Origin of the sequence: Streptococcus sp. 2022WUSS135 (assembly GCF_044427045.1) — a bacterium.
GTDB classification, from domain to species: domain Bacteria; phylum Bacillota; class Bacilli; order Lactobacillales; family Streptococcaceae; genus Streptococcus; species Streptococcus hashimotonensis.
In genome coordinates this window covers 176,445-189,337 of the sequence record NZ_JAOTGL010000001.1, presented here as the reverse complement: position 1 = coordinate 189,337, position 12,893 = coordinate 176,445, and the positions used below count along the sequence as shown (strand labels likewise).

Here is a 12,893-nt window from a genome sequence, read left to right as displayed (position 1 = left end):
CAGGAGCCAAATCTTTCTCTGTTATTCATTTAATAATGTTTGTGCCTGTTCATGCACAGTTGTCATCGTTTGTTTTAGTTGATCACGAACTGTTTTTAAACTATCCAAAACAGTAGCTCGTGCTTCTTCTGGAATCACTGTCGAGTCATCCCCTAATGTCGCAAATTGTGAATCCAGTGCTGATTTTTGTTGTTCAAGCATCGTTACAATTTGCTCACGATATGGTTTTAAAGTAGTCTGTGCTTCTTCTGGTAACTGAACAATTAGCCCATCAAAGTCAGCAACATAAGAGTCCATCAATGAGTTCAATGATGTTTTATATTCTCCGATAGTCTGAATCGCATCAATCTCTGCATCTGCCAGATAAGTCACTGTTGACTCTTTTAAAGTAACAGTCGAGGATTCAGATGTAGACTCTTTAGTAGAGGATTTCGTTGTGGATGTTTGTTCCGTTGAAGAGCTTTTTGACGTTGTTTCTTCCTTACTATTAGAGCAAGCCACCAAAGTAGTAACTGTTAGAAGAGCTGAGAAAATCAGCAACCATTTCTTTTTCATTATAAAACTCCTTTTGTTTATTACTACTAGATAATATTATTTTTAAGTATGAAAGTCAAGTATATCTAGAAAACAATTTATCTTTTTAGAATATACAGCCAGTAGCCCTCTCAAATGCAGAATCATTATAAGAATCGCTAGGTTTTGATGGGATATTTCATACCATTCCTGACTAAACACTCGGATAAAGCTTAATAAGCTTGCAATAGTAATCTGCCAGATTGACTAGAAATTTTATACCGAACAAATTAGCATATTCATCTCCTAAAAATTGTTAATATCCCTAGTATGTATTACCATGCAATTTTGTAAATTTTTACAGTAAGCTACTGGGTCGACTCCATACAGCCCACTGCATAATCTCTAACCAATCCCTGTTGATTCAAGACTAGACCATGGAGAACTCCGCCGTAAACAGCTCCTCCGTCAATTCCCATTTTCCCATCTGGACTGGTCCAGATTTGACTAATGCGAAGTTGAGTTTGAAAGAGGTTATACACAGGTGTATGTCCAAAGACAATTATTTTTCCTGTGGTATTTTCAGCCTCATGGAAAGGGGTGCGTAACCAAACCTTATCATGATTATTGGTTTCACGCCAATCTGGTAAGGTCAAATCAACTCCTGCATGAACAAAAATATAGTGTTCGGTCTCCATATGATAGGGGCAAGATTTGACAAAATCAATCAGGTCCTCATATTGTTCCATCACTGCATTGGCATCCACCAGGCCATCTACCGGTGCATCCAAGGGACGCCCCAGTAAGGAATTGATAGTCGTATCTCCACCATTTCGACGATAGTGATCGTAGCGATCCAAGGGGTCACGCAGCCAAGCCAAAAACATTCGTTCATGATTCCCAGTCAGACAGATCGAACCTTTTTCTCGGACTAATTGCCAAACCAACTCTAGACAAGCCTTTGAATTTTCTCCACGGTCAATTAAATCCCCAAGAAAAATCAGCTGTTGTCGCTCTTCATCCCATTTCTTCAAAATATCGAGTAGCAGTTCAAATTTACCATGAACATCTCCAACTACAAAAAACTCTCTTTTCATAGACTCTATTCTACCATATTTAATAAGCAAAGAAAAACTGACCGTTTCCGATCAGTTTGGTTTTCTTACAAACGTGCGTTCAATTCTGCACCGAGTTCTTCAAATCCTGGCTTACCAAGAAGAGCGAACATATTTTTCTTGTAGGCTTCTACACCTGGTTGGTCAAATGGGTTAATCGCATTGAGGTAACCAGAGATAGCAATCGCCAACTCGAAGAAGTAGAAGGTGTAACCAAGTGTGAACTCATCTTGTTGTGGAAGGGTCACAAACATGTTTGGTACGCCACCATCTGTGTGGGCAAGAAGTACGCCGTCCGTTGCTTTTTTGTTTACAAAGTCAACGTCCTTACCTTGCAAGTAGCCAAGACCGTCAAGGTCCTCTGCCATGTCAGGAATCAAGATATTTTTTCTTGGTTTGTCAACACGAACCACTGTCTCAAAGATGTTGCGGTTTCCTTCTTGGATGAATTGTCCAAGAGAGTGCAAGTCTGTTGAGAAGTTAGCAGATGTTGGGTTGATACCTTTTTGGTCCTTACCTTCTGACTCACCTGCCAATTGTTTCCACCACTCGCTGAAGTATTGCAGTGATGGCTCGTAGTTAGCCAAGATTTCTGTTACATAGCCTTTTCTGTAAAGGATGTTGCGAACAGCTGCATATTGGTATGCTTCATTTTCAGCAATTTTATCAGATGTATAGGTCTTGCGAGCAGCATTTGCACCTTCCATAAGGGCATCAATATCCGCACCAGCTGCCGCGATTGGCAAAAGACCAACTGCAGTCAAGACTGAGAAACGGCCACCGACGTCATCTGGAACAACAAAGGTTTCCCAACCATTTGCGTCCGCTTCAACCTTAACAGCACCTTTTGCCTTGTCAGTTGTCGCATAGATACGCTTGTTAGCTTCTTCTTGACCGTATTTCTTCACAAGCAATTCTTTGAAGACGCGGAAAGCAATGGCAGGCTCAGTTGTTGTACCTGATTTAGAAATCACGTTAACTGAGAAATCCTTGTCTGCCACGTAGTCTACCAGGTCTGCAAGGTAGCTTGATGAGATTGAGTTTCCAGCGTAAAGGATTTGCGGAGCTTTGCGCTCTTCACGTGTTTGCAAGTTTACAAAGGCATTGCTCAAGAAATCAATAGCTGCTTTAGCACCAAGGTAAGAACCACCGATACCGATAACCACCAAAACTTCACTTTCATTTTGGATTTTAGCTGCTGCTTCCTTGATACGAGCAAACTCTTCTTTGTCGTAGTTTTCTGGCAAATCCAACCAGCCAATAAAGTCGTTACCAGGACCTGTTCCTTGACGGAGCATTTGGTCTGCAAGGGTAACTTGTGGTTGCATGTATTCTACTTCCTGAGCTCCAACGAATTGGCCCAAGACTTTTGAATAATCAAATGTAATATGTGTCATGTTTTTCCTCCATTTATGTACCATAATATGATAACGCTTTATCATATTTTTTTCAAGAAATTTATCAATTTTCATTTATTTTCATGAAATATGTTGTATAAATCTTAATTTTTGTGAAAATCTAACGAAATTTTCGCGTTTGTAATAATCCTCCAAAGTCTCTCCCGACTGGGTTACTGTAATCCATTTCGGGAAAATCTTAGATAGTAGGTAAAGCGGAATGAGGGCAGGATACCAAATGAACATGACTTCAAAGATGAACCGGTTGTTGTTGCCTCTTGAAATATAACGTTGGCGGTATTCTTCTTTGAGAGAAGGGTGGGGAATATAGATATGAAATGGCACACCACCGCGTATAGACATGGCCAGCAACATTCTCATCAGAAAATTCAGCGCTACTAGGACTGTCTTCCCTTGTCTATGAAGAGTGTAGGCCTTATTGACATAGATTGTTTTATAGCGTTTATCCTTCAGTGGACGTTTGATGGATTTTCGCTCCTCTTTCGTTAAATGACGAACACTGCTATTATCGTACTTAATGTCGGACATTTCTAAGTCCACAACATCTGTATATTTCTTAGCAAGTGTTGTTTTTCCCATACCTGGAAAGGCAAATAAAAACATAGGCTTTCCTCCTTATTCCTCAGTAGAATAGCAGAGCATCCAAAAAGTTTTCTTAAGTTGCCCCTATCTTGCCCCTCATTTCTAAAAATAAGATAAGAAAAACCTCTGAAAGCTTGATTTCAAAGGATTTTTAGATTATACGCAAAAAGAGCACACACTCGACCTCGCTTAGGGCTGCTGGATTCCTCCCCTGACCCGCTTCACGCACGAATGTTGCTCCGTTTATTATTATAACACAATTTGGTCAGAGTGCAAGTGGGGACCTAACAAGATGGATTGTCTGCATGGTCCTCTTGGGCTTTCATGATAAGTTTAGCAGCCTTCTGACTTTCTCTGCGTTGTCTAAAAAAATCTTGCATGATATTGGCACATTCCGCTTCTAAAATACCTGTTTCTACCTTGACACGATGGTTGAGCCGCTCATCTGTCAGAATGTCATAGAGGCTCCCTGCAGCTCCAAACTTTTTGTTGGTTGCTCCATAGATGACCTGCGGAATGCGTGCTAGGCCAATAGCTCCGCTACACATCACACAAGGTTCAATCGTCACAAAAAGGGTCGAATCAAGCAAGCGCCAATTCCCCTCAACATTGTTAGCCTCTTGGATTGCCATAATCTCAGCGTGCATGATTGCCTGATTGAGTTCCTCACGCGCATTATGCCCTCTGCCAATAATCTGACCATCCTTGACAATCACACAACCAATTGGAATCTCATCCTTTTCTAGCGATTTTCTAGCTTCCTGCAATGCTTGAGTCATAAAATACTCTTTTTCTTCATGTGTATAGTTCATAAATCTATTATAGCACAGCCCTGATAACAGTTCAAAATCACTTCTTTATTTCTCTGCTATCAAAACTAATCTAACACTACTTCTTCCTTGTCACACATTTCTTTCAAAACTCTGCCCCTCTATTAACTTAAAAATATAAAAATACCTCTAACTTAAAAATATAAAAATACCTCCTCATTCGAGAAGGTAGGGGGAGCAATATTGATATTTACAAATGTTAATATATCATTTATTGTCTATGTTGTCAAGAAAATTTTTAAAAAAATTCAAAAACAGCCTCGAAAGGCTGTCTCTGACATTTTCTATTACAATTCACCAACTAATTTCACAACATTTTCTACTGTGAAGCCGTAGTTGTCAATAACTGTTTGAGCTGGAGCTGAGGCACCGAATGTGTCGATACCAAGGACTTTACCGTCAAGACCGACATACTTGTACCAACTTTGAGTTGCACCCATTTCAATTGCCAAGCGACGACGGATAGCATTTGGGAGGATTTCTTCCTTGTAGGCAGCATCTTGGGCATCGAAGAGTTCAGTTGATGGCACAGAAACCACACGAACCTTAGTGCCTGCTGCTTCTAGTTCTTTGGCAGCTTTAACAGCCAAGTTCACTTCTGAACCAGATGCAAGAAGGATAGTATCAAAGCCTGCTGCTTCATATACAACATAAGCCCCTTTTGCAACCTTGTCAAAGTCTGTTCCTTCTTCAACTGTCAAGTTTTGACGAGTGAGAACAAGGGCTGATGGTGTAGACTTGCTGGTCAATGACAAGTACCAAGCTGCCTGTGTTTCACGCGCATCTGCTGGACGGAAAACGTTGAGGTTTGGCATAGCACGAAGTCCTGCCAAGTGCTCAATCGGCTCGTGAGTTGGACCATCTTCACCGACTGCGATTGAGTCATGAGTGAAGACATAAGTCACAGGAAGACCTTGAAGGGCTGACAAACGAACTGCTGCTTTCACATAGTCTGAGAAGACGAAGAAGGTACCACCATAGACACGAAGTCCACCGTGGGCTGCCATACCGTTCAGGATAGTACCCATAGCAAATTCACGCACACCAAACTGGATATTGCGGTTGAGTGGATTTACTGAATCTTGCAAACCATCTTCCTTGATATAGGTCATGTTTGAGTGAGCCAAGTCAGCTGAACCTCCAAGGAAGGTTGGCAAAACTTTAGCCGCTGCGTTGAGGGCATCTTGTGATGAGTTACGAGTTGCTTGTGAGAAGCCATTTTCGTAAACTGGGAAGTCTTCTGGCTTGATTTCAACTACGTCACGGCCTTCCAAGATAGCTGTTACTTCAGCTGCTAATTCTGGATGAGCTACTTTGTAGTCTTCAACTAATTTCACCCAAGCATCGTAGGCTGCTGCACCGCGGTCTGCTACGTTTGCCTTGAAGTCTGCATAGACTTCAGCTGGAATTTCAAATGGACCATAGTTCCAATCAAGCGCCTTACGAGTTGCTTCTGTTTCTTCTGCACCAAGTGGAGCACCGTGAACGGCATTTGTACCTTGTTTGTTTGGTGAACCATGACCGATAACAGTCTTGATTTCGATAAGAGATGGCTTACCAGCTGCTTTTGCCTTTTCAATAGCAGCAAAGATGGCATCTACATCTGTACCGTCTGTTACGAGGTCTGTATGCCAGCCATAAGCATTGTAACGGGCACGTACATCTTCTGTGAAGGAGTCTTTTGTTTCGCCATCCAAGTTGATGTCATTTGAATCGTAAAGAACGATGAGTTTTTCTAATTTTTGAAGACCTGCGTAAGAAGCCGCTTCTGCAGAAACACCTTCCATCAAGTCGCCATCACCACAGATTACGTAAGTATAGTGGTCAAAGATTGGGAAACCATCACGGTTGTACTTAGCTGCAAGGAAACGCTCTGCTTGCGCAAAACCTGTCGCAGTTGAGATACCTTGTCCAAGAGGACCTGTTGTTGCATCTACACCTGCTGTGTGACCAAATTCTGGGTGACCTGGTGTTTTTGAACCCCATTGACGGAAGTTCTTGATTTCATCCATAGTGACATCTTCAAATCCTGACAAATGAAGAAGTCCGTAGAGGAGCATTGACCCATGACCTGCTGATAAGATAAAGCGGTCACGGTTCACCCAGTTTGGCTGAGCTGGATTGATACGGAGTTCTTTAGTAAAAAGGCTATAAGCCATTGGAGCCGCACCCATGACGACACCTGGGTGACCTGATTTTGATTTTTCGATGGCATCAATACCAAGGAAACGAATCGCATTGACTGAAAGATTTGACATGTTTTTCTCCTTTTTTAAAGTCATGAATTTATTATACCATAAAGCGTTTTCTATGTCTGTTTGAAATGAAGTAAGAAGCAAATTATCCGTAGAAAAGAGGCAGGACTTTCGTCCCGCCCTTGGAGTGAACAGTAGTAATTCGCACATTTCATACTTTATCAGAGTTTATAGTACCTCTCCTCGTCTCTATGGAGCAAGAGAGTTCTAAATCTTATAACAAAGCCTTAAATTGAATATTTGAGTCTTCTAAGAAGCAATCATCAAAGCCACGTGGGTGGTGATATTCAATACGGTCCTTGTCCATCGGATAAGTATACTTGCCACCAACTTCCCAGATGAATGGATGGAAATCATATTGCAAGCGTTCCTTACGCATTTTCCAGAGCTGCAAGATTTCATCTGTTGACGCCATGAAGTTAGACCAGATGTCATAGTGAACAGGGATGATTACCTTAGCACGCAAGTTTTCTGCCATACGGAGAAGGTCGATTGAGGTCATCTTGTCTTGGATACCGATTGGGTTATCACCGTAGTTGTTGATAGCAACGTCGATGTTGAAGTCGCGACCGTGTTTTGCAAAGTAGTTTGAGAAGTGGGAGTCTGCACCGTGGTAGATGGTTCCGCCAGGTGTTTCAAAGACATAGTTGACTGCCTTGCGAGCCATGAGTTCATCTGTCACAGGAAGTCCTGCTAATTTACCACCATTTTCGTCATAACCTTCGATGGGAAGTGTCACCAAGCAAGTACGGTCGAAGGATTCTACAGCGTGGACCTTGATGTCTTTGAATTCAAAGCTATCACCTGGTGCGATGCGGATAATACGGTCAGCAGGCACACCCCATTTTTCCCAGATGTCGCCACTTTCAACTGGTCCTACAAATTTGACATGGTCCAACTTTGGATTGTTGATGATGGCAGCGGCTGTGCTGATGTCCATGTGGTCACTGTGGACGTGCGATACTAGGTAATAGTCCAATTCATTGATGGCAAATGGGTCGATAACCATTGGCTGCACACGCAAGTTTGGTTGCAATTTGCGCACACCTGCCATGTTAGCCATCTGGTGTCCCCAAACCATATCTTTCACTTTTTTAGTGGATTTTCCACGTGATGACCAAAGGTCCATGACCACGTTCGCACCACCTGGTGTTTTAATCCAGACACCACAGTTTCCAAGCCACCACATAGCAAAGTTGCCTTCTGGCACTACTTCTTCTTCAATTTCTTCATTGAGCCAAGTTCCCCATTCTGGGAAGGTTGAAAGAATCCAGGATTCTCTTGTAATATCTTGAACTTTAGCCATTTTCCATTCCTCCTATAAGGTACGTTTCTATGCTTCTAGTATATGCTCCAAAGGCAACAAAAAAAAGACCAAATAAAACACAGGCTTGTGTTCACACTTGGACTTTACCCTAATACAGATCTGTTTCAATATCTTGACTGGATAAATTGGTTAATAATTCATTGGTAATCAGTTTTTGTAGCCGTTGTTTGAGTTCTCGAGCGGTCCTTCCGTCTGCGATATATCCCGACAAAAGCTTGTCTAGTTCTACTGCAAAAACTTGTTTTTCATCTGCCAAACTACGATATTTTGCAAAATGAGTCATGTTTAGCACATCATCAAAATCTAAAATGGGGTGAACCTGAACCAAAGGGAAATCCGTTTCCAACCCATCGCTGGTTGTAATCAAGAAATCAACCTCTAGTAAGTCTTCGACACTCTTGAATTGTTCAGTGGTAAAGACGGCGCCAATCTTCTTATCTGGCAAATGATGCTGGCATTGTTTATAAAGTAAGCGTTGGACTGACACCCCTTCATCACAGATTAAATAGACAATCTGTGTCTGTGCCTTGCGCGTCCCACTACGTCGAATAGCACCTCCTAGATGAATCGTCAAATAGGCAATATCTCCATCGGATAACTCAATCTGCCACTCCTCCTCCAAAATCTTTCCAGAAACCCGTGTCATAGCAAACAGGGTGCCGTATTTATCTTGGATTTGTTGGACCATTGGATTTTTAGATAGGATGCCGTAGGTTTTTCTGAACAACAGAGCCTTGCAATGTGCCAAGAGATGTTTGGCTAATTCATCTGGATTTTCCAATTCAAATGGTGAATGTATCTCAAAATGATGAATAAATCGCTCTACCACACGCTTCAAGTCAATGAAATCTTGGCTGAATACATGAACATCGCTATCCTTTCGATAGGATAGAAGTAGAATGGCAATCAAGGAGATTTCTATTTCATCCAATTTCAAATCAAAGGTTTGCAACAAGGCATCTTTCAATTCCTGAGCAACTCGGTACTCGATACGCTCTCGAACTTGTTCAAATTCTTTGAGAATGGCTCGTTCTTCCAAGTCATCCAGCTCCATATTGCGATAGCTAAGGAGCAAGAAAGGCAATACTTTGAGCATAAACTCGATCTCGTAACGATTGATTTTCTTGCCCAGTTTCTTTTCTAGCTGCGATACTTGTCCCTGTAAAAATTGTGCCATTTCTTCGGAGAAGAGCAACTGACACCCTACCAACTCAAATAACTTATCTTCTAGAACCTGCAAAAAACCTTTATTGGCGTCCAAGAAGATGGTATAGAGAAGCGAGTGGACATATTGGATTTTATTTAAAGGGTGACAAACCAGACTATAGCCCTGACTCTTAGATACATAGAGGGTCATCTTGTATTGTTCTTGAGCCAACTGGGTTCGAATTTCATTCAAATCATTTAAGACCGTATTACGAGAGACTTCTGTCAACTCCATTAGCCGTTCAATGGTCACTCTTTCTGGTGTGATACAGATATATACCAACATCAGCTGAATGCGCTCAGGCATGCTCATGACATAGGTGTACGAATCAATGGAATCGAGAAGATCTCGACAGGCTAGTTTTTGCGCTTCGGTAAGTCGAATACCGATGCGAGGTAAACTTTCGATACTCTCTACAGTTGTTGGTAGGGCATCATTGATTTTTTCTAGATGATAATAGATTTTTCGACGTGATTGTTGCAAGCCCTTGGAAATAGCCATGATTGTCTCAGGTTCCTGCAGACCAATCAGGTACCTCAGTAGAGCGCAACTACTCTTATCTAATAACAAGATTCTCCTCCTCTTTCCCCCGTCCCGTTACTATCTTAACATAATTATATTAGATATTCTAATAATTATTAAAATTCATCTGATTATTACTTGTTTTATGTTGCATAAATATCTTTAGTTAGAATTAATAGATGCTTTTAATAATTTCTACTCGGGTAACCAGTTCTCCGTGCATGTTATCTATCCGAAGGGCAACATTTTTCAAATATACACAGGCACCAATAGCAATGGTTTTCTCCTCTTCATTGAGTTTTCGTGTCACAAAATCTCTCAAAGTCTCGCTACCTTCACTTGGAATTTTTACTCGTGCGATGATATTAGCCACTTTTACTTTCTGGCTGGCACGCATGATAATATTATTGGAATCATCAAACTGAGTGAAGAGGTATTTTCTAACTGCAAATAGGATGGCGACCGAAATGATTCCAATCAAGTAATCACTACTAGAACCATGCTCTACAATCAGTTGGCGAGCAATGGCAACCAGGAGTACCTCAATCACGGTGCTAGGTGACTGTTTGCAAAGCATTTTGATAAATTCGACTCCGACCGCCAAGGTCATTGCACGACTCAGAAAATTTTGAATAAACGTATCCGCTTGAATATCACCAGCTAATGAGCTGAGCAGGTCTGCAAAGAGAAGCGTTGATAAGGCTAAAAGGGCTAAGCCAAGTATGGCAGATAAAATCAATTCTAAATAGTAGGCTGTTTCTGTCAGACTATCCTGTAAAAATTTCCTCATCTTTCTCCTCATCAAAAGGGAAAAAGCAGTTCTCCTTTTTGGGGAGTCTGCTACTTTTCCCTACTGTTTTTTCACACAAGAACTTAATGTTCATCACCCTTTTGTCCATAGTAGGCATTGGGACCATGTTTACGGAGGTAGTGCTTGTCCATGATATAGCTTGGTGCTGGCTCCACCCGTGGATTGATTTGTTCGGTGTAGCGGTTCATCCGAGCCACTTCCTCAAGGACAACGCTATGGTAAACTGCCTGAGCAGGATCCTTGCCCCAGGTAAATGGTCCATGATTGCGGACAACAATTCCTGGAACGGCAACTGGGTCGATACCACGACGCTCGAATTCCTCGATGATAACTGCACCTGTTTCTTTTTCATAGGCAGAGTTTACTTCCTCAGCTGTCAAAGAACGGGCACACGGTACCGGACCGTAGAAATAGTCCGCATGAGTTGTCCCATAGAATGGAATGTCACGACCAGCCTGAGCCCAACCCACTGCTTCTGTCGAATGGGTATGTACAACAGCATGGACATTCGGCCAAGCCTTGTAGAGGGCAACGTGGGTCGCCAAATCAGATGAAGGATTAAGATCACCTTCCACTACATTTCCATCCAAGTCCGTAACGACCATGTTTGCTGGGGACAATTTTTCATAGTCCACACCAGAAGGCTTGATGACGATGCGACCAAGTTCACGGCAGACTTCTGATACGTTGCCCCAGGTAAATTTGACGAGCCCATGAGCAGGTAGGGCGACGTTGGCTTCATAAACCCGTTGACGCATTTCCTGTAAATCTTTTGGCATTAGTTCAACCCCGCTTTCTCAATCAATGGATAGAGGAAATCTTGTGCCTCCTTGATAGCTGCTCGTGTTTCCTCAACCGTTTCGCAGTTTTCAGACCACATCTCAATCAAGAATGGACCTTGGTAATTGGTCTTTTTCAATACTGCAAACATATTGTCCCAGTCCACACAGCCCTGACCGAATGGAACATCACGGAATTGCCCCTTGGAGTTCTCGGTTACCGCATAGGTATCTTTCAAGTGAAGAGCTGCGATGGAACGGTGTCCCAGGTAAAATTCGCTGTAAATGTCATTGTGCCAAGCAGACACATTTCCAGTATCTGGATAGACAAAGAGATAAGGCGAGTCGATTTCTTTTTCAACGGCTAGGTATTTTTCAATGGAGTTGATAAATGGATCATCCATAATCTCAATAGCCAACATGACCTGAGCCTGTTCTGCCCAGTCGCAAGCCTGACGGAGATTTTTTATAAAACGCTCTCTAGTTTCAGGCGATTTTTCTTCATAGTAAACGTCGTAGCCAGCCAACTGGATGACACGAACGCCAAGGTCCTGAGCCAGTTCGATACACTGTTTCATGGTTTCCAAAGACTTAGCTTCAAGAGCAGGATCATTGGAACCTAGCGGGTAGCGACGGTGACCAGAGAAGCAAATAGTCGGAATGCGGACACCTGTTTCATAGATGGATTTGACCAGCTCCAAACGCTCTTCCTTGGTCCACTCCAAACGAGCCAAACGTGCATCGCTCTCATCCACCGACATTTCCACAAAGTCGAAACCTAATTCTTTGGCAAACTCCAAACGTTCCTTCCATGTGAAGTGTTTGGGCGTTGCCTTTTCATATATTCCGATTGGTCGTGCCATAGGCCTTACCCCCAGATACGACGGATTTCGTCTTTAAATTCACGCGCCGCAGCTGCTGGATCCGCCGCTTCTGTAATACCGCGACCTGCGATAAAGGTGAAGACATCTACTCCCTCAAAGAGTTTAAGGGTATCAACGTCCAAACCACCAGTTACAGAAACACGGAAGCCCATGTCAACCAATTTTTTCACTTTATTGAGGTCTTTTTCGCCCCAAGTTTCGCCAGCAAGGAGGGCGTCGCGTGATTGGTGGTAAATCGCTTGAGAAATACCTGCGTCCAACCAGAGTTGAGCCTGTTCATAAGTCCAGTCACCATAGAGTTCGATTTGGATTTCACCCTTGTCACCACGTACTTCCTTGATAGCCTTCAAAGCAGCTTCCATAGTTGGAATAGTTGCAGAACAGATACAAGTCATCCAGTCCGCACCACGAACGGCATTGTTTTTGGCAACCGTACCACCCGCATCCGCACACTTGGTATCTGCAACGATAATTTTGTCTGGGAAGAGGCTGCGAAGCACTTCTACCAACTCGCTACCAACTTGAAGCAAACAAACGGTACCCGCCTCGATAACATCCACTTCATGACCAACGGAGACAGCTGCTTTAATCGCTCCCTGCAAGTCTGAATGGTCAAGGGCAACTTGTAAATTTGGAATATGTTTCATGTT

Annotated in this window: 12 protein-coding genes and 1 other RNA gene; all 13 read right to left on the bottom strand. The window is 42.5% G+C overall.

What is annotated here, in order from left to right:
• Positions 1-21 precede the first annotated feature (21 nt).
• Positions 22-555: a hypothetical protein gene (locus ODU45_RS00905; protein WP_024399695.1), complete on the bottom strand. Its 534-nt coding sequence runs from the start codon at positions 553-555 to the stop codon at positions 22-24.
• 326 nt (positions 556-881) lie between these two features.
• Positions 882-1,610: a metallophosphoesterase gene (locus ODU45_RS00900; protein ID WP_398580576.1), complete on the bottom strand. Its 729-nt coding sequence runs from the start codon at positions 1,608-1,610 to the stop codon at positions 882-884.
• Positions 1,611-1,675: 65 nt separating this feature from the next.
• Complete coding sequence (locus ODU45_RS00895; protein ID WP_024411974.1) at positions 1,676-3,025, bottom strand: glucose-6-phosphate isomerase; 1,350 nt, start codon at positions 3,023-3,025, stop codon at positions 1,676-1,678.
• A gap of 81 nt (positions 3,026-3,106) precedes the next feature.
• The gene (locus ODU45_RS00890; protein WP_105249389.1) at positions 3,107-3,649 is read right to left on the bottom strand and encodes a hypothetical protein; all 543 of its coding nucleotides are present in this window, start codon (positions 3,647-3,649) and stop codon (positions 3,107-3,109) included.
• Between the two features lie 137 nt (positions 3,650-3,786).
• Positions 3,787-3,876, bottom strand: an RNA gene (gene ffs, locus ODU45_RS00885) — signal recognition particle sRNA small type.
• A 36-nt stretch (positions 3,877-3,912) separates the two neighbouring features.
• Entirely contained in the window at positions 3,913-4,440 is a 528-nt protein-coding gene (gene tadA / locus ODU45_RS00880; RefSeq protein WP_015647505.1) for a tRNA adenosine(34) deaminase TadA, read from the bottom strand.
• A gap of 305 nt (positions 4,441-4,745) precedes the next feature.
• Positions 4,746-6,716 (bottom strand): transketolase, encoded by a 1,971-nt coding sequence (tkt, locus tag ODU45_RS00875; RefSeq protein WP_024395431.1) that lies wholly within the window; start codon positions 6,714-6,716, stop codon positions 4,746-4,748.
• 211 nt (positions 6,717-6,927) lie between these two features.
• Positions 6,928-8,019 carry an L-ascorbate 6-phosphate lactonase gene (gene ulaG, locus ODU45_RS00870; RefSeq protein WP_002938500.1) on the bottom strand — a complete coding sequence of 364 codons (1,092 nt, stop codon included), beginning with the start codon at positions 8,017-8,019 and terminating at the stop codon, positions 6,928-6,930.
• A 109-nt stretch (positions 8,020-8,128) separates the two neighbouring features.
• A complete protein-coding gene (locus tag ODU45_RS00865) occupies positions 8,129-9,817 on the bottom strand; it encodes a transcription antiterminator (RefSeq protein ID WP_029170952.1) in 1,689 nt (562 codons plus the stop codon).
• 124 nt (positions 9,818-9,941) lie between these two features.
• Positions 9,942-10,559, bottom strand: a complete 618-nt coding sequence (locus ODU45_RS00860) for a hypothetical protein (RefSeq protein WP_398580575.1) — start codon at positions 10,557-10,559, stop codon at positions 9,942-9,944.
• An 83-nt stretch (positions 10,560-10,642) separates the two neighbouring features.
• Positions 10,643-11,359, bottom strand: a complete 717-nt coding sequence (locus ODU45_RS00855) for an L-ribulose-5-phosphate 4-epimerase (RefSeq protein ID WP_398580574.1) — start codon at positions 11,357-11,359, stop codon at positions 10,643-10,645.
• Entirely contained in the window at positions 11,359-12,222 is an 864-nt protein-coding gene (locus ODU45_RS00850; protein WP_398580573.1) for an L-ribulose-5-phosphate 3-epimerase, read from the bottom strand. Before ODU45_RS00850 ends, ODU45_RS00855 begins: the two co-directional genes overlap by 1 nt.
• 5 nt (positions 12,223-12,227) lie before the next feature.
• On the bottom strand, positions 12,228-12,890 hold the full coding sequence (locus tag ODU45_RS00845) for a 3-keto-L-gulonate-6-phosphate decarboxylase UlaD (protein WP_002939878.1): 663 nt from the start codon (positions 12,888-12,890) through the stop codon (positions 12,228-12,230).
• Positions 12,891-12,893: the final 3 nt, after the last annotated feature.

Excerpts from the sequence above, each read along its gene's own strand:
- ODU45_RS00905 (WP_024399695.1), bottom strand. The coding sequence starts at position 555 with ATGAAAAAGAAATGGTTGCTGATTTTCTCAGCTCTTCTAACAGTTACT.
- ODU45_RS00900 (WP_398580576.1), bottom strand. The coding sequence starts at position 1,610 with ATGAAAAGAGAGTTTTTTGTAGTTGGAGATGTTCATGGTAAATTTGAA.
- ODU45_RS00895 (WP_024411974.1), bottom strand. The coding sequence starts at position 3,025 with ATGACACATATTACATTTGATTATTCAAAAGTCTTGGGCCAATTCGTT.
- ODU45_RS00890 (WP_105249389.1), bottom strand. The coding sequence starts at position 3,649 with ATGTTTTTATTTGCCTTTCCAGGTATGGGAAAAACAACACTTGCTAAG.
- tadA (WP_015647505.1), bottom strand. The coding sequence starts at position 4,440 with ATGAACTATACACATGAAGAAAAAGAGTATTTTATGACTCAAGCATTG.
- tkt (WP_024395431.1), bottom strand. The coding sequence starts at position 6,716 with ATGTCAAATCTTTCAGTCAATGCGATTCGTTTCCTTGGTATTGATGCC.
- ulaG (WP_002938500.1), bottom strand. The coding sequence starts at position 8,019 with ATGGCTAAAGTTCAAGATATTACAAGAGAATCCTGGATTCTTTCAACC.
- ODU45_RS00860 (WP_398580575.1), bottom strand. The coding sequence starts at position 10,559 with ATGAGGAAATTTTTACAGGATAGTCTGACAGAAACAGCCTACTATTTA.
- ODU45_RS00855 (WP_398580574.1), bottom strand. The coding sequence starts at position 11,359 with ATGCCAAAAGATTTACAGGAAATGCGTCAACGGGTTTATGAAGCCAAC.
- ODU45_RS00850 (WP_398580573.1), bottom strand. The coding sequence starts at position 12,222 with ATGGCACGACCAATCGGAATATATGAAAAGGCAACGCCCAAACACTTC.
- ODU45_RS00845 (WP_002939878.1), bottom strand. The coding sequence starts at position 12,890 with ATGAAACATATTCCAAATTTACAAGTTGCCCTTGACCATTCAGACTTG.